This window comes from Rahnella inusitata (genome assembly GCF_018288855.1).
GTDB classification, from domain to species: domain Bacteria; phylum Pseudomonadota; class Gammaproteobacteria; order Enterobacterales; family Enterobacteriaceae; genus Rahnella; species Rahnella inusitata.
Genome location: NZ_CP065024.1, coordinates 3,892,452 through 3,916,223 on the forward strand (window position 1 = coordinate 3,892,452; position 23,772 = coordinate 3,916,223).

The 23,772-nt window shown below is 53.2% G+C and carries 19 protein-coding genes; 12 read left to right on the forward strand and 7 right to left on the reverse strand.

Annotated elements, in window-relative coordinates; all coding sequences use genetic code 11:
* Position 1: 1 nt before the first annotated feature.
* A complete protein-coding gene (dapA, locus tag I2123_RS18295) occupies positions 2 to 883 on the reverse strand; it encodes a 4-hydroxy-tetrahydrodipicolinate synthase (RefSeq protein WP_112168624.1) in 882 nt (293 codons plus the stop codon).
* A 145-nt stretch (positions 884 to 1,028) separates the two neighbouring features.
* On the opposite strand from dapA, the gene I2123_RS18300 reads away from it, so the two are divergent.
* Both I2123_RS18300 and bcp read left to right on the forward strand, forming a co-directional pair.
* Positions 1,029 to 1,595, forward strand: a complete 567-nt coding sequence (locus I2123_RS18300; RefSeq protein WP_112168625.1) for a glycine cleavage system transcriptional repressor — start codon at positions 1,029 to 1,031, stop codon at positions 1,593 to 1,595.
* 25 nt (positions 1,596 to 1,620) lie between these two features.
* Positions 1,621 to 2,094, forward strand: coding sequence for a thioredoxin-dependent thiol peroxidase (bcp, locus tag I2123_RS18305; RefSeq protein ID WP_112168626.1), 474 nt, complete (start codon positions 1,621 to 1,623; stop codon positions 2,092 to 2,094).
* A gap of 75 nt (positions 2,095 to 2,169) precedes the next feature.
* On the opposite strand, the gene I2123_RS18310 is transcribed toward bcp, so the two are convergent.
* Entirely contained in the window at positions 2,170 to 3,234 is a 1,065-nt protein-coding gene (locus I2123_RS18310; protein WP_213051211.1) for an AI-2E family transporter, read from the reverse strand.
* Between the two features lie 260 nt (positions 3,235 to 3,494).
* Between I2123_RS18310 and bepA the strand changes: the two genes are divergently transcribed.
* Together bepA and arsC are read left to right on the forward strand one after the other, a co-directional pair.
* Entirely contained in the window at positions 3,495 to 5,030 is a 1,536-nt protein-coding gene (bepA, locus tag I2123_RS18315) for a beta-barrel assembly-enhancing protease (RefSeq protein ID WP_213052562.1), read from the forward strand.
* Between the two features lie 25 nt (positions 5,031 to 5,055).
* Entirely contained in the window at positions 5,056 to 5,412 is a 357-nt protein-coding gene (gene arsC, locus I2123_RS18320; protein ID WP_213051212.1) for an arsenate reductase (glutaredoxin), read from the forward strand.
* A 48-nt stretch (positions 5,413 to 5,460) separates the two neighbouring features.
* On the opposite strand, the gene hda is transcribed toward arsC, so the two are convergent.
* From hda to upp, 3 genes are all read right to left on the reverse strand, one after another.
* Positions 5,461 to 6,168 carry a DnaA inactivator Hda gene (gene hda, locus I2123_RS18325; protein WP_101075803.1) on the reverse strand — a complete coding sequence of 236 codons (708 nt, stop codon included), beginning with the start codon at positions 6,166 to 6,168 and terminating at the stop codon, positions 5,461 to 5,463.
* A gap of 177 nt (positions 6,169 to 6,345) precedes the next feature.
* A complete protein-coding gene (gene uraA / locus I2123_RS18330; RefSeq protein ID WP_112168630.1) occupies positions 6,346 to 7,638 on the reverse strand; it encodes a uracil permease in 1,293 nt (430 codons plus the stop codon).
* A gap of 89 nt (positions 7,639 to 7,727) precedes the next feature.
* Positions 7,728 to 8,354 carry a uracil phosphoribosyltransferase gene (gene upp / locus I2123_RS18335; protein WP_056771320.1) on the reverse strand — a complete coding sequence of 209 codons (627 nt, stop codon included), beginning with the start codon at positions 8,352 to 8,354 and terminating at the stop codon, positions 7,728 to 7,730.
* Positions 8,355 to 8,586: 232 nt separating this feature from the next.
* Between upp and purM the strand changes: the two genes are divergently transcribed.
* The 5 genes from purM to ppx all read left to right on the forward strand — a co-directional run bounded on the left by purM (position 8,587) and on the right by ppx (position 15,055).
* On the forward strand, positions 8,587 to 9,624 hold the full coding sequence (gene purM, locus I2123_RS18340) for a phosphoribosylformylglycinamidine cyclo-ligase (RefSeq protein ID WP_112168631.1): 1,038 nt from the start codon (positions 8,587 to 8,589) through the stop codon (positions 9,622 to 9,624).
* Positions 9,625 to 9,659: 35 nt separating this feature from the next.
* A complete protein-coding gene (gene purN, locus I2123_RS18345; RefSeq protein ID WP_213051213.1) occupies positions 9,660 to 10,298 on the forward strand; it encodes a phosphoribosylglycinamide formyltransferase in 639 nt (212 codons plus the stop codon).
* 221 nt (positions 10,299 to 10,519) lie between these two features.
* Entirely contained in the window at positions 10,520 to 11,095 is a 576-nt protein-coding gene (speG, locus tag I2123_RS18350) for a spermidine N1-acetyltransferase (protein WP_112168633.1), read from the forward strand.
* A gap of 319 nt (positions 11,096 to 11,414) precedes the next feature.
* Positions 11,415 to 13,484, forward strand: coding sequence for a polyphosphate kinase 1 (gene ppk1 / locus I2123_RS18355; protein ID WP_112168634.1), 2,070 nt, complete (start codon positions 11,415 to 11,417; stop codon positions 13,482 to 13,484).
* Between the two features lie 23 nt (positions 13,485 to 13,507).
* Positions 13,508 to 15,055, forward strand: coding sequence for an exopolyphosphatase (ppx, locus tag I2123_RS18360; protein ID WP_213051214.1), 1,548 nt, complete (start codon positions 13,508 to 13,510; stop codon positions 15,053 to 15,055).
* A 97-nt stretch (positions 15,056 to 15,152) separates the two neighbouring features.
* Here the strand turns inward: ppx and I2123_RS18365 are convergent, their stop codons facing one another.
* Complete coding sequence (locus I2123_RS18365) at positions 15,153 to 17,384, reverse strand: sensor domain-containing phosphodiesterase (RefSeq protein WP_244207764.1); 2,232 nt, start codon at positions 17,382 to 17,384, stop codon at positions 15,153 to 15,155.
* 523 nt (positions 17,385 to 17,907) lie between these two features.
* On the opposite strand from I2123_RS18365, the gene I2123_RS18370 reads away from it, so the two are divergent.
* The 3 genes from I2123_RS18370 to I2123_RS18380 all read left to right on the forward strand — a co-directional run bounded on the left by I2123_RS18370 (position 17,908) and on the right by I2123_RS18380 (position 22,858).
* Entirely contained in the window at positions 17,908 to 18,105 is a 198-nt protein-coding gene (locus tag I2123_RS18370) for a YfgG family protein (RefSeq protein WP_213051215.1), read from the forward strand.
* Positions 18,106 to 18,141: 36 nt separating this feature from the next.
* Positions 18,142 to 19,581, forward strand: coding sequence for a magnesium transporter (gene mgtE, locus I2123_RS18375; RefSeq protein ID WP_213051216.1), 1,440 nt, complete (start codon positions 18,142 to 18,144; stop codon positions 19,579 to 19,581).
* Positions 19,582 to 19,864: 283 nt separating this feature from the next.
* Positions 19,865 to 22,858, forward strand: coding sequence for a PAS domain S-box protein (locus I2123_RS18380; protein WP_244879852.1), 2,994 nt, complete (start codon positions 19,865 to 19,867; stop codon positions 22,856 to 22,858).
* Here I2123_RS18380 and alkA read toward each other — a convergent pair.
* Entirely contained in the window at positions 22,855 to 23,718 is an 864-nt protein-coding gene (gene alkA / locus I2123_RS18390; protein ID WP_244879931.1) for a DNA-3-methyladenine glycosylase 2, read from the reverse strand. The two genes, I2123_RS18380 and alkA, sit on opposite strands and share 4 nt — an antisense overlap.
* Between the last annotated feature and the right edge of the window lie 54 nt (positions 23,719 to 23,772).

Consider the following 23,772-nt stretch of genomic DNA (forward strand, 5'->3'; position numbering starts at 1 on the left):
GTTACAGCAAACCGGCGCTTTTAAGTGCTTGTTCCACGACCGGACGGGCAGCATCTGTTAACGGCGTCATAGGCAGACGCAGAGTATCGGTTGCCATCATTCCCAGTGCCTTACAGGCCCATTTCACCGGGATTGGGTTTGCTTCTATAAACAAATGCTGATGCAACGGCATCAGGCGCTGATTCAGGCGACGTGCTTCGGCAAAATTGCCACTGGCCGCCAGTTCACAAAGTTGAGCCATTTCACGGGCAGCCACGTTGGCTGTGACAGAAATGACGCCTTTGCCACCAAGTTGCATAAAGTCCAGACCGCTGGCGTCATCGCCGCTCAGCAGAATGAAATCTTCATCATCAACCAGCACTTGGATCTGACTAACACGACTTAAGTTCCCTGTTGCTTCTTTAACAGCAACAATATTCTTTAATTTTGCTAAACGCGCGATGGTCGGCGGCAACATATCGCAGCCGGTGCGTGAGGGCACGTTGTAGAGAATTTGCGGCAGTGAGGTGCTTTCAGCGATGGCTTTGAAGTGCTGATACAGGCCTTCCTGCGTAGGACGGTTGTAATAAGGTGTGACTGTCAGACAGCCCACAACGCCACTCTTTTCAAAACGTTGTGTCAGAGAAATCGCTTCGGCGGTGGCGTTAGCACCGGTGCCTGCGATAATAGGGATGCGCCCGTCGGCCAGTTCCAGCGTTTGCATGACCACGTCACCGTGTTCGTCATGGCTAAGCGTAGCCGACTCGCCTGTCGTGCCAACGGAAACGATCGCCGCAGTACCACTGGACACATGATAATCAATCAGTTTTTTCAGACTCGCGCGATCGACAGCACCTTTGGTGTCCATCGGCGTAACCAGTGCAACAATACTTCCCGTAAACATTGACCTTCCCCTCCACAAACAGGTCACTCATGGTACTTTTGACACCACTGCAAAAGCAAGCAATCAACGTGTTGTAAGCGCTTGTCCGACGGTTTTTTTTATGTTTACCTTGGGAATACTCCCAAGCACGACAGGAACAGCCATTTTGCCGCAGCCACAACAACATTATCTGGTTATCACCGCCTTAGGTGCCGATCGCTCTGGTATCGTCAATACCATCACCCGCCAGGTCAGCAGCTGCGGCTGCAATATCGAGGATAGCCGTCTGGCGATGCTCGGTGACGAGTTTACTTTCATCATGCTGCTCTCCGGCAGCTGGAACGCCATCACGCTGATTGAATCCACGCTGCCGCAAAAAGGCGCCGAGCTGGAATTGCTGATCGTGATGAAACGCACCAGCGCACCGGTTCGCCCGCCGATGCCAGCCACCGTTTGGGTGAAAGTGGAAGTTAAAGACTCCCCGCACCTGATCGAGCGTTTTACCGATTTATTCGACACGCACCAGATGAACATTGCAGAACTGGCCTCAAAAACCCGGCCAGCCGATGCCAGCACGCCAGCGCAGCTCTCTATCCAGATGACGGCACACAGCGCGGCGAATACCGATCCGGCAATTATTGAGCAAGCCTTTCATCAGCTATGTACAGAACTGAATGCGCAAGGCAGTATTAACGTCGTTAGTTATTCTGAGAATGAAAATAAACTGCAGTAATCGCTAAGTGATACGGAGAAAGACAATGAGCCCACTGAAAGCCGGTGATCCTGCGCCGCAATTTAGTTTACCCGATCAAGACGGTGAACAAATTAATCTGGCCGACTTCCAGGGACAGAGAGTCCTGGTCTATTTTTATCCAAAAGCTATGACCCCGGGCTGTACCGTTCAGGCCTGCGGACTGCGCGATAACATGGATCAGTTGAAAAGTGAGGGTGTGGAAGTGCTGGGGATCAGCACCGATAAACCTGAAAAACTGTCTCGCTTTGCCGAGAAAGAACTGCTGAACTTCACCTTGCTGTCCGATGAAGATCATCAGGTGTGCGAGGCGTTTGGCGTCTGGGGTGAGAAATCCTTTATGGGCAAAACCTACGACGGCATTCACCGCATCAGCTTCCTGCTCGACGGCAATGGCAAGGTTGAGAAAGTGTTCGACGACTTCAAAACCACCAATCACCATGACATCGTGATGGCCTATCTGAACGAGAAATCAGCCTGATTATTGCCGCCTGATCCACGTTCATAAAAAAAAGCGCAGACGCGCTTTTTTTATTTGAATCAGAGAATGATGGGCTCAGACCGTTTCGTTCAGCAATTCATCCGGCCAGACGTGAACGACGGCTTTGACCAGCGTCGCCAGCGGTATCGCAAAGAACACCCCCCAGAATCCCCACAGACCGCCGAACACCACCACCGACAAGATGATCACCAGCGGATGCAGGTTTACCGCTTCGGAGAACAGCAAAGGTACGATGACGTTGCCGTCCAGCCCTTGCACCACCAGGTAGGCGACAATGAGCGTCCAGAAATCTGCGCCGAGCCCCCACTGGAACATCGCGACAATCACGACAGGAATGGTGACCAGCATCGCACCGATGTAGGGGATCAGCACTGAAATCCCTACCAGGACCGCCAGCAGCAGCGAATAGCGCAAATCCATCACCCAGAACACCAGATACGTCGCAACGCCGACGATAATCATCTCAAGGACTTTGCCGCGAATATAATTGGTGACCTGCTGATTCATCTCCGCCCAGACCTGTCCCGCCAGCCCGCGATCGCGCGGTAAAACGCGGCGCACAGCGTTGAGCATTTGCTCTTTGTCTTTGAGCAGGAAGAACACCATCATCGGTACCAGGATCAGGTAAATGGCCAGCGTCAGTAACCCGACCAGCGAGGCGAGGGAATATTTCACCACCGATTCACCGAGCCCCGAGAGCTTGCTGCGCATATTTTCAGCCATCATGTCGATAATGCCTGCATCCACCAGCGCCGGATAACGCTTGGGCAACGTGGCGGCAAAATCGTAGAAACGGTTAAGCATGCTCGGTAAATCCGCCAGCAAATTGACGCCCTGCTGCCACGTAACCGGCGCAATCACCAGAATCCCTAACATCAGGATCCCTGCAAACAGCAGCAGTACCACGCTCACTGCCACCGTGCGTGAAAGCCCGATGTGTTGCAGGCGCACGGTCGGCCATTCCAGTAAATATGCCAGCACAATCGCCACCAGCAGCGGTGCCAGAATACCGTTAAAAAAGTAAAGGATACAAAAACCGGCGACCAGGATCGCCAGCAGCGCAATGGCCTGCGGGTCGGTAAAGCGGCGGCGATACCACTGTAATAACATGTCTAACATCTGAGAACGCTCCTGAGATTTTTATTGCCTGTTGGGTTGCGCTGTTCGTTCCCTGCGCGCTCAGACACAAGTAACTATCTTTTAAATTCGTTGTCACACAACTGAAGCCAGCGGAGTGTTTTAAACTCCCACGAGGATAGCTACTATAGAGTTCAGCGCCAACAATAGCGCCAGAAAATAATGCTCACTTCGCCAGTTCATGAAATAAAAGCTCTTAAAGCTCATCGATGTGCGGTTCACTTATTGGGAAGCAAATGTTTATGGTAATGCGGTTGAAAAAAACGGTGATCGCCCTGTGTCTTGGCAGCCTGTTCACTGGCGCAATTTTCCCGGCAGGCGCTGACGACAGTTCATTCTGGTCAACGCCGGTGACCTCTTCCTCCAAAAACACCAACTCGCCTTTGGCACCGCCGGTAAGCGATCAGTTACCGGATATCGGCACCACAGCGGGCGGCACGCTGAGCATTAATCAGGAATTACAGATGGGCGATTTTTACGTCCGTCAGATGCGCGCCAGTACGCCGCTGATTAACGATCCGCTGCTCAATCAGTACATCAACGAACTCGGGCAGCGTCTGGTGGCACATGCCTATTCCGTGCGCACGCCATTCCATTTCTTCATCGTCAATAATGACGAGCTGAATGCCTTCGCCTTCTTCGGCGGCAACGTGGTACTGCACTCGGCGTTGTTCCGTTATACCGATAATGAAAGCCAGCTGGCCTCGGTCATGGCGCACGAAATCTCCCACGTTACCCAGCGCCATCTGGCCCGTGCGATGGAAGATCAACAACGGAATGCGCCGCTGACCTGGGTCGGTGCGCTCGGTTCCATCCTGCTGGCGATGGCCAGCCCGCAAATGGGTATGGCAGCGCTGACCGGTACGCTGGCCGGCACGCAGCAGGGAATGATCAGCTTCACGCAGGGCAACGAGCAGGAAGCCGACCGTATCGGTTTGCAGGTGCTCCAGCGCTCAGGCTTTGATCCGCAGGCAATGCCCGCGTTCCTGCAAAAACTTGCCGATCAGGCGAGTTATTCCACCCGTCCGCCGGAAATGTTGCTGACGCACCCCCTTCCCGACAGCCGTCTCGCCGACGTGCGTAACCGCGCCAATCAGATGCCGCACACTGTCGTGCAGTCTTCACAAAACTACCTGATGGCGAAAGTGCGCATGTTAGGGATGTACGGCTCGGAAAGTTTCCCGCTGACCGATGATTATTTGCAAAAGCTGAGCGACGGTAACGTGCGCGAACAGCTGGCGGCGAAATACGGTCAGGCGCTGCAATTTTACAAAGCGAAGAAATACGATCAGGCGCGGGCGATTCTGGAACCGCTGATGGTGCAAAATCCGGGCAACGAATGGCTGCTGGATCTCTCCACCGATAACGATATCGAAAGCAAACGCGCCCCGCAGGCCATCGCCCGGCTGGAGCAGGCAGGCGCGGCCACCAGCTCTAATCCGGTGCTTCAGCTCAATCTGGCGAATGCCTATCTCGAAGGCGCGAAACCGGCCAACGCCAGCAAGATCCTTAACCGCTATACCTTCACCTATCCGGGCGATCCGAACGGCTGGGATCTGCTGTCCCAGGCGTCTGCCGCGCAGGGTTTACGCGCGCAGGAGCTGGCTGCCCGTGCAGAAAGCATGGCGCTGATCGGACGTCTGGATCAGGCTATTGAAATGCTGAGTAACGCCAGCGCATTGCAGAAATTAGGCAGTCTGGAACAGGCCCGTTACGATGCGCGTATCGACCAGCTTCGTCAGCTGCTGGGCCGTTTCCGTCAGTATCAGAAAGGCTGACTTTGAATCTTTAAGGGAGAATGTTATGGCACATGATGTCGCGATTTATCACAACCCGCGCTGCTCCAAGAGCCGCGAAACCCTGAAATTGCTGGAAGACGCCGGGATCGAGCCGGAGGTGATTTTGTATCTGGAAACGCCGCCGACGGTTGCCACGTTGCAGGATTTACTGAAAAAGCTGGGGTTCAGCTCTGCGCGCCAGCTGATGCGTAAAGGCGAAGAGATTTATAAGGAACTCAGTCTGGCCGATAAAAACCTGAGCGAAGCGCAGCTGTTGCAGGCAATGGCGGAAAATCCGAAGCTGATTGAACGTCCGATCGTGCTGGCCAACGGCAAAGCACGTTTAGGGCGTCCGCCGGAACAGGTGAAAGACATTTTGTAATTCCGCTCGTCCGTTCGGGTTCGTGATGCGAACCCGGACATCCTCCGATCACAACCCCAGAATTTCCTTCACGAACGGGATCGTCAGTTTACGCTGTGCGGTGATAGAAGCGCGATCGAGCTGATCAAGCGTCATAAACAGCGTGCGCATTTCACGATCCAAACGTTTGAGCAGGAAACGGCCGACGTCTTCCGGCAGTTCAAATCCGCGCAGTTTGGCGCGCAACTGCAGTGCCTGAAGTTTCTCTTCGTCGGAAAGCGGCTGAAGCTTGTAGATTTGTCCCCAGTCGAGACGTGACGCCAGATCCGGCAGGCTGAGATTCAGCTGACGCGGCGGACGATCGCCGGTAATAAACAGACGCGTACGGCCTGTTTCAAGAATGCGGTTATACAGATGGAAAACCGCAGCTTCCCATTCGTCATCGCCGGCGATCCCTTCGATGTTATCGATACAGACCAGCGCAAGATGCTCCATGCCGTCCAATACTTCAGGCACAAAATAGGCGCGTTTATCTAAAGGCACGTAACCCACGGCTTCGCCGCGCTGGGATAATTCAGCGCAGGCTGCGTGGAGAAGGTGACTGCGGCCGCCGCCTTCACGTGACCAGAAATAAATATAGGTGCCGTGTTCCTGATGCAATGCGGTCTGAATCGCAGAAAGCAGAGAGGGATTCTCACCCGGATAAAAACTGGCAAAGGTTTCATCATCGGGAAGATAAAGTGGCAGGGAAAGCTGTGCCGGCGTATTCAGAAGCACCTCAACCGAAGCGGTATGAAGACCGCAGATGTTGTCATGTCAATAAAAAGGAACGACCGAATTCTAGCAAGGATCCGCAGCAAATTGAACTGTGCCGAGTGCAACCGCTTGTGATCCGAGCACCTGACCGGAAAGCACTGCGCCCGCCGGTCAGGTGTTTCAGCTGAAATTCAACGATCAGACTGGCGGATTTTCCCGTTCGTCTTCGATATCAATGATCTTTTCTTCACCGCGGAAGATCTCAATCACTTTAAACAGCAGGCTGAGGAAAATGCCGACGATGGTCGCCAGCGCCATGCCTTTGAGCTCCGCCGCGCCAATGTGGATCTTGGCACCGCTGACGCCGATGATCAGGATAACCGCCGTCAGGATCAGGTTCTGCGCTTTGTTGTAATCGACTTTCGATTCAATCAGCACGCGGATACCGGATGCGCCGATCACGCCGTACAGCAGCAAGGAGACACCGCCCATTACTGGCACCGGTACGGCCTGAATGGCTGCCGCTAATTTTCCGATGCACGACAGCAGGATCGCCAGAATCGCCGCGCCGCCAATCACCCAGGTGCTGTAAACCTTGGTGATGGCCATCACGCCAATGTTCTCGCCGTAAGTGGTGTTCGGCGTAGAACCGAAGAAACCGGAAAGTACGGTAGACAAGCCGTTTGCCAGCATCGAACGGTGCAGGCCCGGATCGCGCAGCAGATCTTTTTTGACGATGTTTGCCGTCACGACCAGATGCCCGACGTGTTCTGCAATCACCACCAGCGCGGCAGGCAGAATGGTCAAAATCGCCACCCACTCAAAGCGCGGGGTGTAGAACGTTGGCAGCGCAAACCAGTGAGCATTCGCGATGGCAGACACATCCACCACGCCCATAAAGAACGACAGCGCGTAGCCGACCAGCACACCGATGAGGATCGGAATGATCGCCAGGAAACCGCGGAACAACACTGAACCCAGAATGGTCACCGACAACGTCACGACGGAAATGATCACTGCGGTGGAATCCACCGGTGCGCCATCGGCAGGCAGCAGTCCGGCCATATTCGCCGCCACGCCCGCCAGTTCCAGTCCGATGACGGCAACGATTGCGCCCATCGCCGCCGGCGGGAACATCACGTTGATCCAACCGATACCCGCCTTCTTAACGATCAGCGCCACCAGACAGAACAACAGCCCGCAGGCGATAAATCCGCCCAGCGCCACTTCATAACCCATCGGCAGCAGTAACAGCACCGGTGAGATAAACGCAAAGCTGGAACCGAGATAAGCCGGTATTTTCCCTTTACACACAAATAAATACAGCAAAGTCCCTATGCCATTGAACAGCAGCACCGTTGCCGGGTTGATTTTGAACAGAATGGGTACCAGAACGGTGGCACCAAACATGGCAAACAGATGCTGGAAACTCAGGGGGATTGTCTGCAGTAAAGGCGGACGTTCGCTTACCCCGATGACACGACGGGTCATGGATTGATCCTCTGTGAAATGATGTTGTATTTGACGAGTAAAAAAAAATCAAAAAAAAGCCGACTTCTCAGTCGGCTATTGCTTGCTGCTTATTTCGTACCAAATATCTTATCGCCCGCATCACCGAGTCCCGGGATGATGTAGCCTTTTTCGTTCAGCCCCTGATCAATCGAGGCGGTGTACAGTTCAACGTCAGGGTGCGCGGCTTCCAGCGCGGCAATCCCTTCCGGTGCAGCCACCAGCACCAGCACTTTGATGCTCTGGCAGCCCGCTTTTTTCAGCAGGTCGATGGTTGCAATCATCGAGCCACCGGTCGCCAGCATCGGGTCAACCACCAGCGCCAGACGTTCTTCGATGTTAGAAACCAGCTTCTGGAAATAGGGTACAGGTTTCAGGGTTTCTTCGTCACGGTACACGCCCACGACGCTGATACGCGCGCTTGGTACGTGCTCCAGAACGCCTTCCATCATGCCCAGACCGGCACGCAGGATAGGCACAACGGTAATTTTCTTACCCTTGATCTGATCGATTTCAACCGGACCGTTCCAGCCTTCGATGGTGACTTTCTCAGTTTCTAAATCGGCAGTCGCTTCATACGTCAGCAGACTTCCCACCTCAGAAGCCAGTTCGCGAAAACGTTTCGTGCTGATGTCGTTCTCACGCATCAGGCCCAGCTTGTGTTTCACCAGCGGGTGTTTCACCTCGACGATCTTCATTGTTTATTCTCCTAAGGTGGTTGAGCTGCAAAAAAAAATCGCGAGATTATAACGCCATTTTTTTTCAATGCTACAGCCAATTGCCTGATCTGGATCATCAGGAACCCCGATAGAGTATAGACAGCCCAAAAAGGGTCATCGCATAAGGCGCTCGCAAACGTTTGCCTGCGCTGTTAGAATTGCCCCGCTTTATTCTTCAACCACCAACCCAAACCGCCGTGGGGACTTCGCAGTGACCGACAAAACCTCTCTCAGCTATAAAGACGCAGGCGTAGATATCGATGCCGGTAACGCATTGGTAGATCGCATTAAAGGTGTAGTAAAACAGACTCGCCGCCCTGAAGTCATGGGTGGACTGGGCGGTTTTGGTGCCCTCTGCGCATTGCCGCAAAAATACCGTGAACCCGTACTGGTTTCGGGCACCGACGGCGTTGGCACCAAGCTGCGTCTGGCGATGGATTTGAAACGCCACGATACTATCGGTATCGATCTGGTCGCGATGTGCGTCAACGATTTGATCGTTCAGGGTGCTGAACCGCTGTTCTTCCTCGATTACTACGCCACCGGCAAACTGGACGTCGATATCGCCGCCAGCGTGATAACCGGTATCGCCGAAGGCTGCAAGCAGTCTGGCTGTGCGTTAGTCGGGGGTGAAACCGCTGAAATGCCGGGTATGTATCACGGCGAAGATTATGACGTGGCAGGTTTTTGCGTCGGCGTGGTGGAAAAATCAGAAATTATCGACGGCAGCAAAGTCGCTGACGGCGACGTGCTGATCGGTCTTGCCGCCAGTGGCCCGCATTCCAACGGTTACTCCCTGGTACGCAAAATTCTCGAAGTCAGCAACACCAATCCGGAAACCACCGATCTGGCAGGTAAACCGCTTGCCGATCACCTGCTGGCACCGACCAAGATTTACGTGAAATCGATCCTGAACCTGATCGAAAACGTTGATGTCCACGGTATCGTGCATCTGACCGGTGGCGGCTTCTGGGAAAATATCCCACGCGTATTGCCGGATAACACTCAGGTCATCATCAACGAATCCAGCTGGCAGTGGCCGGATGTCTTCACCTGGTTGCAGACCACCGGTAACGTCAGCCGTCACGAAATGTACCGCACCTTTAACTGTGGCGTGGGCATGGTTGTGGCCCTTCCGGCTGAACTGGCCGATCAGGCGATTGCTTTACTCAATGACAATGGCGAGAAGGCGTGGAAAATTGGCTATGTTAAAGCCTCTGACTCCGCGGAACGCGTGGTAATTGAGTAATCGGGTAAATCAACTGACTGAAGACAGGTAGCGATATGAAAAGGATTGTGGTTCTGGTATCGGGCGAAGGCAGTAATCTTCAGGCCCTGATTGATGCCTGCCAGCAGGGACGAATTAATGCAGAAATCACTGCTGTCTTCAGCAATAAATCCGCCGCTTACGGTCTGGAACGTGCGCGACTGGCAGACATTGCCGCGCACGCGCTGGATGTCAAAGCTTATGAAGACCGCGCGGCGTTTGATGTCGCACTGGCCGATGCTATTGATGAATACCAGCCGGACCTGGTCGTGCTGGCGGGGTACATGCGTATCCTTACTGCCGACTTCGTTCAGCGCTTTGCCGGGCGAATGATCAACATCCACCCTTCCCTGCTGCCGAAATATCCGGGTTTACACACTCACCGTCAGGCGATTGAAAATCAGGATACGGAACACGGCACGTCGGTACATTTTGTGACGGAGCAGCTCGACGGCGGCCCGGTGATTTTGCAGGCCAAAGTGCCGGTATTTAGCGATGACAGCGAGGACGATTTGGTGGCCCGCGTACAAACGCAGGAGCACAATATCTATCCGCTGGTGGTCAGCTGGTTCGTTGAAGGCCGTTTATCCCTGAAAAACGATCGGGCATTGCTGGATAACAATCCACTACCTGATCAGGGTTATGCAGCGGATTAACCTGCTTAAACGCGATGATTTCACTATAAACCGGCTTCGTGCCGGTTTTTTATTTCCTGTCATTTGACACTTGTTTACAGTTGAGCCGATATAATGGCGTTCCCGGCGCACGTTTAAACGTCGTTTGTGCGCCGACCTTCATCTGGAACACGGTTGTTTCAGATTTCATTTCCAAGAAGGTTACCTCAGGTAAAACGGCTTTATTTTTTGAGGAACACCCCATGTTTAGCAATAACAGCGTCAGATTACGTCCCCTGGAAAAGGATGACCTGTCGTTTGTTCACCGTCTTGATAATAACGCCAGCATCATGCGTTATTGGTTTGAAGAGCCTTATGAGGCATTTGTCGAACTGACCGATCTGTATAACAAACATATCCATGACCAAAGCGAACGCCGCTTTATTATCGAATTCCAGGGCGGGCCGGTCGGCCTTGTCGAGTTGGTGGAAATTAATCATATTCACCGCCGTGCGGAATTCCAGATAATCATTGACCCGCAGCATCAGGGCAAAGGATTTGCAGGCGACGCCGTGCGTCTGGCGATGGATTATGCCTTCTCGGTGCTTAACCTCTACAAACTCTATTTAATCGTCGATAAAGAAAATAAAAAGGCGATCCACATCTACAGCAAACTAGGGTTTGAGCTGGAAGGCGAACTGAAACAGGAATTTTTTGTGAACGGGGAATATCGCAGCGCCATTCGCATGTGTATTTTCCAGCCGCAGTTCCTGGCCAAATACAAAACCAAACCGGTACAGATCAAACCGGAAGCCGTAATTGGTGCCAGCGCGGTCTGATTTAATTCATACAGTCCGGGTCAATTTTCTGCTGGTGTAGGGCGTGAATGTCCTTCACCGGTAAGACTTTTCCTGCATATCTCCTGTGTTTTCCCCTCTTTTATTTCATCTGATAAAACTCTCCCTGTTATGTTGGACTTTCCTGTCAATCTTTCGCAATATTGTTAGTAGACACTAGGCCCCTCACACAAAAGGCTTCCTGTTACGTTGACCGTTGGAAAAGCGAACAGCACGAAGATGATGGTGAGCTAAATTGCGGTGTTTTCAGGCGGATTTCGCCTGTATGGGCCAGGTTGCACGCTAAACGAACGGAGTGAAAATGGGTCAGGAAAAGCTTTATATCGAGAAAGAACTAAGCTGGCTGTCCTTCAATGAACGCGTTTTGCAGGAAGCAGCGGACAAAAGTAATCCCCTGATCGAACGGATGCGGTTTTTAGGCATTTATTCCAATAACCTTGATGAGTTTTACAAAGTCCGCTTTGCCGACTTAAAACGACGGATCCTCATCAGTGAAGAACAGGGTTTTCTCGGCGCATCGCGGCATTTGCTGAAAAAGATTCAGGCGAAAGTCCTGCGGATCGATCAGGAATTCGACAGCCTTTATAACGACCTGTTACTGGAGATGGCGCGTAATCAGATCTTCCTGATTAACGAGCGTCAGGTGTCAGAAAATCAGCAGCTCTGGCTGCGTCAGTATTTCAAACATCACCTGCGCCAGCACATCACGCCGATCCTCATTAATCACGACACCAATCTGGTGCAGTTCCTTAAAGACGATTACACCTATCTGGCGGTCGAAATTATCCGCGGCGATGAGATCCATTATGCGCTGTTGGAAATCCCGTCAGACAAAGTACCGCGTTTTGTGAATCTGCCGCCGGAAGCGCCTCGTCGCCGCAAGCCGATGATCCTGCTTGATAACATTCTGCGTTATTGCCTCGACGACATTTTCAAAGGCTTCTTTGATTACGATACGCTGAACGCTTATTCGATGAAAATGACCCGTGATGCCGAATACGATCTGGTCACGGAAATGGAATCGAGCCTGCTGGAGCTGATGTCTTCGAGCCTGAAACAGCGACTGACCGCAGAGCCGGTGCGTTTTGTTTATCAGCGCGATATGCCTAATGAAATGGTGGAATTACTGCGCGGTAAGCTCGGGATCTCCAACTACGATTCGGTGATAGCCGGTGGCCGTTACCACAACTTTAAAGACTTCATCGGCTTCCCGAATGTCGGTAAAGCCAATCTGGTGAACCGTCCTCTGCCGCGCCTGCGCCATTTGTGGTTCGATAAATTCCGCAACGGCTTTGCCGCCATCCGCGAGCAGGACGTGTTGCTGTATTATCCTTATCACACCTTCGAGCACGTGCTTGAGCTGCTGCGTCAGGCATCGTTCGATCCGAACGTGCTGTCGATCAAAATCAATATCTACCGTGTCGCCAAAGACTCGCGGATTATCGAATCGATGATCCACGCAGCGCACAACGGCAAGAAAGTGACCGTGGTAGTTGAGCTGCAGGCGCGTTTCGACGAAGAGGCGAATATTCACTGGGCGAAACGTCTGACTGAAGCCGGTGTACACGTTATTTTCTCTGCGCCCGGCCTGAAAATTCACGCAAAACTCTTTCTTATTTCCCGCCGCGAAGGCGACGAAATTGTCCGCTATGCTCATATTGGGACCGGGAACTTTAACGAAAAAACTGCCCGTCTTTACACCGACTATTCGTTGCTCACCGCAGATGCGCGCATCACCAACGAAGTCCGCAGGGTGTTTAACTTCATCGAGAACCCTTACCGCCCGGTCTCATTCGAGCATCTGATGGTGTCGCCGCAAAACTCGCGCGACATGCTTTACCGTCTGATCGACCGTGAAATCGCTAACGTTCAGGCCGGTGGAACCGGTGGCATTACGCTGAAAATCAACAACCTGGTGGATAAAGGGCTGATCGACCGTCTTTACGTGGCGTCCAACGTTGGGGTAAAAATCCGTCTGCTGATCCGCGGTATGTGTTCACTGGTGCCCAATCTGCCGGGATTCAGCGAAAACATTCAGGTCACCAGCATCATTGACCGTTATCTCGAGCATGATCGCGTTTACGTGTTCGAAAACGGCGGCGATGCCAAAGTCTTCCTGTCGTCCGCCGACTGGATGACGCGCAATATCGATTACCGTATCGAAGTGGCGGTGGCGCTGCTCGATCCGCGTCTCAAGCAGCGCGTGCTGGACATTCTGGAGTTGCTGTTTAATGACACAGTCAAAGCCAGAGTGATTGATAAAGAACTGAGCAACCGGTATGTTCCACGCGGAAATCGCCGCAAAGTCCGTGCGCAACTGGCGATTTACGAATATTTGAAAGATCTGGAACAACAGAGTCAGCAAGCCTGAACCCCCTGGAGCGTTACACGATTATGCCCCTTAAAAACAGCTCATTGAGTGCCAAGCCACAGGAAATTGCGGCGATTGATCTTGGATCGAACAGTTTCCACATGGTGATTGCGCGCGTCGTCAACGGCGCCTTGCAGGTGTTAGGCCGCCTGAAGCAGCGCGTTCATCTGGCTGACGGCCTCGACAGTAAAAATGTGCTCAGTGAAGAAGCCATTCAACGCGGGCTGGATTGCCTGGCTTTGTTTGCCGAACGCCTGCAAGGCTTTCCGGATAACAACGTCACTATCGTCGGGACGCATACTCTGCGTCAGGCGGTGAATGCTGAGGAATTCCTCAAGCGTGCCGCAGAAGTCATCCCCTACCCGATCGAAATCATCTCCGGTCAGGAAGAGGCGCGTCTGATTTTCATGGGCGTGGAGCATACGCAACCGGAAAAAGGTCGCAAACTGGTCGTTGATATCGGGGGCGGATCCACGGAACTGGTCATCGGCGAAGACTTCGAGCCGTTGCTTGCCGAAAGCCGCCGCATGGGCTGCGTCAGCTTTGCGCAGATGTTTTTCCCTAACGGGGAAATCAGCCGCAGCAATTTCAAACGTGCACAGCTCGCCGCCGCACAAAAGCTGGAAACGCTGGCGTGGCAGTACCGTCTGCAAGGCTGGCAGTATGCGCTCGGTGCCTCCGGCAGCATCAAAGCCGCCCATGAAGTGCTGGTCGAAATGGGCGAGAAAGATGGCCTCATTACGCCGGAACGTCTGGAAATGCTCACCGAAGCGGTGCTGGATTTTAAGAGTTTCGATGCGCTGGATTTACCGGGGCTGTCGGAAGATCGTCAGTCGGTATTTGTGCCGGGCCTGGCTATTTTGCGCGGCGTGTTTGATGCGCTGGCGGTTAAAGAACTTCGTCTTTCCGACGGTGCATTGCGCGAAGGCGTGCTGTACGAAATGGAAGGCCGTTTCCGTCATCAGGATATCCGTACCCGTACAGCGAAAAGTCTGGCCGAACACTACAATATCGACCGGGAACAGGCGCGCCGCGTGCTGGAAACCACCGAGCAGCTATACAGCCAGTGGCTGGCGCAAAACACCAAGCTGGTTCAGCCACAGCTGGAGTCGCTGCTGAAATTCAGTGCCATGTTGCATGAAGTGGGCCTGAGCATTAACCACACCGGCATGCACCGCCACTCTTCTTACATCCTGCAAAACACCAATCTGCCGGGGTTTAATCAGGAACAACAAACGTTGCTGGCGACTATCGTGCGTTTTCATCGTAAAGCGATCAAGCTCGAAGAGCTGCCGCGCCTCAACCTGTTCAAGAAGAAGCATTACATTCCTCTGATCCAGTTATTGCGCCTCGGTGCTTTACTCAATAACCAGCGCCAGTCCACCACCACACCGGAATCCCTGCGGTTATCGACGGATGATAATCACTGGACGCTGCGCTTCCCTGCGGGTTATCTGGCGCAGAATAACCTGGTTCAGCTCGATTTTGAGCGCGAGCAAAGTTACTGGGATGACGTGACCGGCTGGAAACTGATGCTGGAAGAAGAAGACGGCGAAGCGAAAGAAAGCTAAGCGGTTTTGCGTCATGCGATGACGCTGGATGGCCAAACAAAAAGCCCTCAGGCACGTTGTGCACTGAGGGCTTTTTCGTAAGTACTATATCTGCGTGTCAGGCTTGTGGCACGTCCAGCAGCGTCGATAAAAGTTGCGGTTTTCCGACCAGATAACCCTGCATATAATCCACGCCCAGCGCGTGCAGCGCCGCTTTCTGCTCTTCGGTTTCCACATATTCCGCCACAATCGCCAGATGCTTCATCCGCGCCACCTGGCAAATCGACTGCACGATGTAGCTATCCAGCGAATCTGTCAGCATGTTGCGCACAAAGCTGCCGTCAATCTTGAGGATATCGGCCTCAATCGCTTTCAGGCGGCCATAGCTGGCGTAGCCCGTCCCGAAGTCATCGATAGCGATACGGCAACCGTAGTGGCGCAGCTCACGCATGGCGTAGTCCGCGTACTTCACGTCCTGCAATAAGTGCGACTCGGTGACTTCCAGCACGATCTGGAAGGGTTCCACCTCGAACTCCTTCATCAGCGCTTTGAAATCGCGGGTGAACGTCGGCCGGCACAGGGTTGATGGCGTAAAGTTGACGGCAAAACGCAGGCTCGGCAACCGCACGCGGTTCTGGCTGATAAACATCAGCGCGTGCCTGAGCACCCACATATCCATCTGATACGACAGACCAAATTCGTGCACCACTGGCAGGAATTTATCCGGCATGATCAGCGCTTTATCTGAACCTTCCGACATGCGCAGCAGAATTTCATGATAGCTGTCTCCGCGCACGCCCAGGATCGGTTGTGCCATCAGTACAAATCGGTCGTCATCCAGCGCGCGCTGGATTTTATGCAGCATATCGACTTTGTCTCTGATTTCAGTCTGCACCTGGCTGTGATCGCTTTTATTCGATTCCGGCTTTCCGGTGGTCAGCGACATTTCGGCAATCCCGCTCAGTTCACCCAGCAAAATCGGCAGATGTTCGACCGGCGAATAGACCGTGCAGTAAGACAAACCGATATTCGGATGCAGCGGTAAACCGTTCCAGATCAGCCGAAAATCTTCAACGTACTCATACAGCTTAATAAGTTTTTCGTCGACATTGTCACAGTTCAGCCGCAGAACCAGATCGTAGCCTGGCAGGTGATAGACTTTTTCACCGGGCTGTAAGTAAGGCTTCAGCCCCATTGCCAGCTGCCGTTTGAACTGGATACGCAGCTGCATTCCGTAATTACGGCTCAGCACATCCATATCCGAAACACGTACAAAGCACAGCAGCGAGCGCGGATATACCGCCAAATCCCGGTTAAAAGCTCGCAGATTAGGCAGACCAAATACCGGATCCTGCAGCGCTGCCGCTCTGAATTTTTTCATCAGCAGCCGCTGGCGTGAAGAAATCACCGCCATCAGCAACAGCGTGAAGGTATAAACCAGCATCAGGGCGGAGACAAAAACCAGATTATGAATAAAGTTTTGCTCAGAGATAAAGCCCTGATAGTTATGAAACAGAATGGTGAGGATAACGGTCCACACGATGCTGATGAAGTAATAGCCGTAACGCAGTGCGCCGAACAGCAGCACCGGGAACAACAGCGTGAGCGTATAATCACTGAGCAAAATTTTCATGAAAGGCTCGCTCAGCCCCTCGATGCACAGCAACCCTACCATCGTACACAGAAGCGTAAACCACACCACGATTTCCAAAGACTTCACGCTCGGTGCGCACTGCTTACGCAACATCATGCGTAACACGCGCCAGTAACGTGGCTGCCGCAGAATGCGGATCACCAGATAAATCAGATGCGAGTTAAGCAGGATCCCCAGAATCATGGACTGAAGATTAATCAGCGTACGCAGCGTCATGAATTCGCGGGTCGCCATGCCCAGATACTGCGGCAGCAGACCACTTTCCACTACGATTTGCAGCACAATAATGAAGAAGAACGTCAGGAAAATCAGCAACCAGCCGACGCGTACCCACGGCTGACTCATCAATCCGAGCGGCGCGGACCAGCGGCTTCCCGCCTGCCAGCGATATCCCAGCCAGGCAAGAAACAGTGACGTGAAGTAAATCACCGTCATCAGCGTGCCCATTTCCACACCCACGCGCAGGTAATAGCGCAGGAACAGTGCCAGCACGATGCCGGGGAATGCCGCCCAGTCAAAGACCATCAGCAGCGCCACGCAGGTCGCGAGCGGCATATAAATCAGATATGTGCGACCTTCCGGCAACGTAATGATCGGAGAGAGCCAGGAGGTGATGGGGATCAGCACCATCGCGCAGAAGATCGGAAGTCCCCACCATTTATGGCGCAGTGCATTCCAGGAAAAGAATTTTTGCATCGGGTCCATCGTCAGTTTTGCGGATATGAGTCATGCCGCAGTAAAGGTATCAGGATGAAACGGGCATCATGAAATCGTCGGGCGACAATGACGACAGGCTCCGCATTCAATTATCGTCATAAAAATGTCATTTCACAGAAACCAGCAGGAAAAAAGAAAAACAGCGGAGGTCGGTGTCATAAATCCAAAATAGAGCTGAATTCTAATCGGCTTTATATTAATGCTCTTGATACTGATCAATAAACACATTCTTCAAATTTTTGACTAAAAAGACCTTAAACAATTTCTCACGTGATTAACAAATTAACAAATACATTCAAAACAATGAGATTAACTTTAAACATATAGATTGTCTGAATGGTAATGTCATCCCGCGACTTCACTTATCCGTGAAAATAAACCGCACTTTTTGCTTTTTGCCTTTATCTGGAGAGTCGTTTAGTTGTGCGTTATATTGTAACCGTTATCATTTACATCTTTTATCACTGCCACCGGAGCAAAGATCCCCTTAACGGACTTTACTATGTCTCGAAAATCCAACATCAAGTTGATGACGAAAATTGTGTTGTCGATAAGCTTTATTATTTTGTTCGGACGTCTGGTCTACTCCGCTATCGGCGCGTATTCGCATCATCAGAATCAAAAGCAAACTCAACGCGAAGCGCAGACCGAAGCACGTCCTGAACACACTGATACGACGAAATCCATACCGGCGCCCTGAAGGCCTGCCGGACGTAAAAAAGAGAAAGGACCCTGAATGTCTGCCGAAAAACCAAAGAATTACGGCCAAAAGCTGGCGGAAAGTCGCCGCCGGATCCTCGATCTGCTGCTCAACACCGATGAACTCGCCGACAGTATTCTCGGGGAAGAGATTGAGGTTGATGACGCCACGCGCGCACAACTCATGGACTACACCGCAGAACTCAGCGCGCGGGTACAAAAACTCCACGCAGCCGACGTCGCCGACGTACTGGAAGCGTTACCGATCCGCGAACGTCTGGCGCTGTGGCGGCTGGTCGAACCGGCCGCGCGCGGTAAAGCGCTGGTCGAGGTCTCAGAAACCGTCTGGGATAGCCTGATCGAAGAAATGAGCGACAAAGACCTGCTGAAAACCATGTCGCTGCTCGACGTGGACGATCAGGTATATCTGGCGGAATACCTGCCGCGTGATCTGACAGGCCGCGTACTCACGTCGCTGGAACCGAAGCAGCGGGAAAAAGTCCGCGAAGTCATGAAGTTCAACAAAGAATGCGTGGGCCGTATCATGGATTTCGAGCTGATGACCGTCCGCCCGGACGTCACTCTCGCGACCGTACAGCGCTTTCTGCGTTTGCAAAAACGTATTCCACAGGCCAGTGACAAGTTGTTTATTACCGATCGCAAAAATACCCTGCTCGGCGAACTGCCGCTGACCGCGATTTTGCTCAACCCGCCTGAGACGAAAGTCGCCGACGTGATGATTACCGATCTCACCAGCTTTGAGCCGGAAGACAAAGCCGAAGATGCCGCCAGCGCGTTCGAACGTTATGACCTGATTACGGCACCGGTAGTGGATAAAAAAGGCAAGCTGATGGGGCGCCTGACGGTGGAAGAGATCGTCGACTTCGTCAACAACGATACCGACAGCAATCTGCGCCGCATGGGGGGTCTGAGCCCGGAAGAGGATGTGTTTTCTCCGGTCGGCAAAGCGGTCCGTAACCGCTGGGCGTGGCTGGCGATCAATCTTTGTACCGCTTTTATTGCGTCGCGCGTTATCGGCTTATTCGAACATACGATTTCGCAGCTGGTCGCGCTGGCCGCACTGATGCCGATTGTCGCCGGGATTGGTGGTAACACCGGTAATCAGACCATCACGATGATCGTGCGCGGTTTGGCGCTGCACCATGTGCAGGTAGGAAACCTGAAATTTCTGATGTTCAGGGAGCTCGGCGTGGCGCTGATCAACGGTTTAGTCTGGGGCGGCCTGATGGGTATCGTCACCTGGCTGCTGTACGGCGACTGGGAGATGGGTGCGGTGATGACGCTGGCGATGATCCTAAATCTGCTGCTGGCTGCCCTGATGGGTGTGATTATTCCGTTAACCATGGTGCGCATCGGCCGCGATCCGGCTATCGGTTCAAGCGTGATGATTACCGCGCTGACTGACACCGGTGGCTTCTTTATTTTCCTCGGCCTCGCCACAATCTTCCTGATCTGATGACGGTCTTCCGGCCTGCGGGCCGGTAATTCCCCTTTTCGCAAAACAATCACAACAACAGCCCTGAAAACCTCGTTTTATTTCTGTAACGGATTATTCGTTATCGCCGAAAGAGTGATGTAGAATTCATACTAATAATCCTAAAATAATAATCATTCACACCGACACAACGTGAATCGGCTGAACAGGCCTTATCCCCAGTGAGCCGGTGATAAATAACAGCAAAAACAAGCGTCAATGTTACTGCCTGCTGCTCATTGCCAGTCAGAAAAAGGTTTTCACCGTGGAAAAAAGTAAACCGACCGCTTTCCTTGTGGAAAAGGTCAACTGGAAAGTGCCTCTCCTGACTGGCATTGCCATTTGTCTGCTGGCTCTGGCGTGTCTGAATATTGTCCAAAAAACCGCCAGTCTGGCAGGATTATGGTTACCCACGGCGTTTCTGATACCCGTGCTGTTCCATCACCGTTATCTGGACTGGATCCCGCTGCTTTGCGCCGCGGCGTTAGGTATTGCTGCCGCGCATTCCCTGATGGGATCGCACATCCTCGGTTATCTGCCCTACACCCTCAACAATCTGATTGAGGCGACGCTGTGCGCCCTGCTGCTGCGTCGGGCGTTGCCGCAACAAGATCCGCTTTCCGGCCTGAGTCACTGGGTGAAGTTTTTGGTCATTGCGGTGGTTTTCTGTCCGCTGGTCAGCTCAGTGATCATGATGATGTTCATTCTGCACATCCATACCTCGGCGCAATTACAGGAGCGTTTTGCCACCTGGTTTATGTCCGAAGCGGTGGCAATCCTCGCGCTGACCCCGCTGGGGCTTATCTACCAGCGGGGTTATCTCACGCAAATTCTGACTTCCCGCCGCCTGATTGAATTGCTGGTCACGCTAATTGTGACGCTGACGCTCGGTTTTATGGCCCTCAAATGGCTGCCTTATACCTTCGCGTTTATCACCATTCCTTTGCTTTGGGCTGCCATTCGTTTGCCGCGCATCGAGGCATTTATCATTTTCCTGTCGATGACGCTGATGATTGCCCTGCTGCAAACCAGCGGCATTATTACCGTCCAGCCTCATGCTATTCAGATCCCACAAGGGCTGATCTTCCTGCCGCTGTTACTGATTCTGCTGCCCGCGAATGCGATGGCAATGGCGATGCACGCCCTGCGCACCGAGAAATCTCATATCACCCAGAGTGAAAACCGTTTTCGCAATGCGATGGAGTATTCGGCGATTGGCATGGCGCTGGTCTCGCCGCAGGGCAAATGGCTGCAGGCGAACAAATCACTCTGCAAGCTCCTGGGCTATGATGCGGAATACCTGAAAACGCTGTCGTTTCAGGACATCACCCATCCTGAAGATTTAGGTAAAGATCTCGCCTTGCTCCAGCAGCTGTTAGACGATGATATTCAGAGCTATAACATGGAGAAGCGCTACCTGTGCCGCAGCGGCGAAATGGTTTGGGTGCTGCTGGCGGTTTCACTGGTGCGAGATGAAAACCAGAATCCGCTCTATTTTATCTCTCAGATTGAAGATATCACCGAGCTTAAACACACCGAAATCACCAATAAGCGGCTGTCCGAAGCATTGCATGAAGAGAAAGAGCTGCTGCACATCACGCTGAACTCTATCAACGAAGCCGTGATTTCGACTGACCGCGATCTGAATATCACCTTTATGAATCCGGTGGCTGAGAAGATGACCGGCTGGAAAGAGGCGCAGGCGCAGGGGCAGCCGGTTGGCCGGATTGTGCATATCACTAAAGGGCCAGACGGGCCGTTGCTCGACAATTTGCAACAGTTCGATATCAGAGAAAATCTGCACTCGTCCGTTGAACAATCGTTAGTTTTACACGGCCACAGCACAGGCCTGTTTGACGTCCAGCTGGCGGTTTCACCGTTGCGTACGCTGAAAGATGAGCCGATCGGCATCGTGCTGGTCTTGCAGGACGTCAGTAAATCCCGTGAGCTGATGCGCAAACTCAGCTACAGCGCCTCGCATGATTTACTCACTGGTTTAGCCAACCGCGGCAGTTTCGAAAAAAGCCTGAAAAAAGCACTCAGCCTGACGGCAGTACAGCATCAGGCGCACAGTCTGGCGTTTATCGATCTCGACCGTTTCAAGGCAATAAACGATACTGCGGGGCACGCGGCGGGCGACGCATTACTGCGTCAAATCAGTACGCTGATGCAGGATCACATTCGCAACAGCGATCGTCTGGCGCGGCTGGGCGGCGATGAATTTGCGCTGATCCTGTTGGATTGTCCGCTGGATCAGGGGCTGAACTCCCTTCAGCAGCTGGTGAATAAGATCAACGCGTTCCAGTTTGTCTGGGAAGACCAGATTTACCGCATCGGCGCCAGCGCCGGGCTGACGTTAATTAACAATGCCAATATCAGCGGCAGCGAGTACATGGCACAGGCCGATGTCGCCTGTTACACCGCCAAACACAACGGCCGCGGACGGGTCTTCACCTATGAATCGCGGCAAAAACTGCAACTTTCCTCGCACACGGCGCTGTTCCGCCCCGAGGACATCACCCGTATTTTGAGTGAGAATCAGATAACCCTGCATTGCCGCGCGGCGTCGCCGCCTAAAACACCGCTGTCGGTGTGCTTCTATCAGATGTCTTTGCAGCTGGCGATCCCCAATCAGATGGCGCAAACCGCCGAACTGTTCCTGCAGGCCGCCCATTTCTACGACATGATGCCGCAAGTGGACCACTGGCTGTTACGCCGTGTGCTGACCGATTACGGGCAGGGCATTGCCAATAAAGGCATTTGCGTGGCGATCCCTGTGTCGACGGAAGGCTTATTGCAGCCAACCCTGCGCGCTGATTTGCTGGGGATGCTCGATGAAACGCCGCTGCCGATGTCATCCATCAACCTGATGATTGACGACGCGGTCCTGTTAAAACACCCGGATTTACGGGTGTTTATTGCTGAAATACGTCGTCGCGGCTGCAAAATTGTGGTGCAGAACATTGGCAAGAACATGGTGGAATTTAACCAGCTGCCGGCTGATACGGTGGATTACGTACAGATCGACCCGAGTTTTATGGCACAAATCCATTACAACCAGATGCATGAAGTGCTGGTGACCATTTTGCACGGCAACACCCACCGGCTGAATGCTCAGACGCTGGCGGGACCGGCCGATATCACCGAGACACTGGAGAAATTGACCGGGATAGGCATCGATCTGGTTGGCGGCGATACCATCGCCCCGGAAACTTCGCTGGAAAAACTGCTCAACACCGGCTATTTCGGTATTCACTAAGGCATGTCCGGCTGCCAGTCATTGTTGAACCATAAATGCAGCGTGGCGTAGGTGCGCCACGGTTGCCAGATTTCGGCATAGCGGGCGATTTTTCCCGGCGTCATGCCCGGAAAACGCTGTTTGATCAGATAATCCCCACCAAGGAAAACATCCGGCGCTGACCAGGCGCGCATCGCCACATAACTGGCGGTCCAACTGCCAATGCCGGGCATAGCCAGCAGCATTTTGATACTGTCCTGCGCATCGGTCATTTCATCGAGCGGTAACCGCCCTTCTTCCACCGCCTGCGCCAGCCCGATCAGACAGGCCGCGCGTTTCGCCTGCACGCCAATCCCGCGCAAATCATCCACCGTCAGTTGCCCGACAGTCGCCGGTGATGGGAAGAGATGCGTCAGTGCCGCAAACGGCGTACTCACCGGCTCGCCCCATCTCTGCGTCAGCCGCGTGGCCAGCGTCGCTGCCATTTTCACGCTGACCAGTTGCCCGAGGATCGCCCTGACCACCAGCTCAAAACGGTTCACACAGCCTGGCAATCTCAGCCCGATGGCATTTTCCGCCAGTGAACCTAGCCCGGCGGCGATTTGCTGCGGCTCTGCATCCAGATCCAGCAACCGTCGCACCTGCTGCGCAACGTTGTCCGCAACGGGTTCCAGCGACGGCGAAACCTGCAGCTCGACGCTGTGCTGTCCGGCTAAAGGCCGCAGCCTGATCCAGCCGGTCAGCCGTTCGCCGTTGTGCTTCACCGCCAGCGTGCGCTGGTAGAATTCGCCGTCCTGCTGCTCGACGCCCTGCAAAGCGCGCGCGCCAAGAAAGGCCGTCATCCACTGCCAGTCGTACGGTGGCTGATAGGTCAGAAGCATTGTAGTCACAGGACGATCCTTATAAAAATGGCCCCCAAACGGGAGCCATTGAGC

What these genes read in the sequence shown, in the direction of transcription:
- I2123_RS18365 (WP_244207764.1), bottom strand. Translation starts at nt 17,384, where the DNA reads ATGCAAAAATTCTTTTCCTGGAATGCACTGCGCCATAAATGGTGGGGA.
- upp (WP_056771320.1), bottom strand. Translation starts at nt 8,354, where the DNA reads ATGAAGATCGTCGAGGTGAAACACCCGCTGGTGAAACACAAGCTGGGC.
- ppx (WP_213051214.1), top strand. Translation starts at nt 13,508, where the DNA reads ATGCCCCTTAAAAACAGCTCATTGAGTGCCAAGCCACAGGAAATTGCG.
- purN (WP_213051213.1), top strand. Translation starts at nt 9,660, where the DNA reads ATGAAAAGGATTGTGGTTCTGGTATCGGGCGAAGGCAGTAATCTTCAG.
- dapA (WP_112168624.1), bottom strand. Translation starts at nt 883, where the DNA reads ATGTTTACGGGAAGTATTGTTGCACTGGTTACGCCGATGGACACCAAA.
- alkA (WP_244879931.1), bottom strand. Translation starts at nt 23,718, where the DNA reads ATGCTTCTGACCTATCAGCCACCGTACGACTGGCAGTGGATGACGGCC.
- I2123_RS18310 (WP_213051211.1), bottom strand. Translation starts at nt 3,234, where the DNA reads ATGTTAGACATGTTATTACAGTGGTATCGCCGCCGCTTTACCGACCCG.
- arsC (WP_213051212.1), top strand. Translation starts at nt 5,056, where the DNA reads ATGGCACATGATGTCGCGATTTATCACAACCCGCGCTGCTCCAAGAGC.
- mgtE (WP_213051216.1), top strand. Translation starts at nt 18,142, where the DNA reads ATGTCTGCCGAAAAACCAAAGAATTACGGCCAAAAGCTGGCGGAAAGT.
- I2123_RS18370 (WP_213051215.1), top strand. Translation starts at nt 17,908, where the DNA reads ATGTCTCGAAAATCCAACATCAAGTTGATGACGAAAATTGTGTTGTCG.
- speG (WP_112168633.1), top strand. Translation starts at nt 10,520, where the DNA reads ATGTTTAGCAATAACAGCGTCAGATTACGTCCCCTGGAAAAGGATGAC.
- uraA (WP_112168630.1), bottom strand. Translation starts at nt 7,638, where the DNA reads ATGACCCGTCGTGTCATCGGGGTAAGCGAACGTCCGCCTTTACTGCAG.
- bcp (WP_112168626.1), top strand. Translation starts at nt 1,621, where the DNA reads ATGAGCCCACTGAAAGCCGGTGATCCTGCGCCGCAATTTAGTTTACCC.
- ppk1 (WP_112168634.1), top strand. Translation starts at nt 11,415, where the DNA reads ATGGGTCAGGAAAAGCTTTATATCGAGAAAGAACTAAGCTGGCTGTCC.
- bepA (WP_213052562.1), top strand. Translation starts at nt 3,495, where the DNA reads ATGGTAATGCGGTTGAAAAAAACGGTGATCGCCCTGTGTCTTGGCAGC.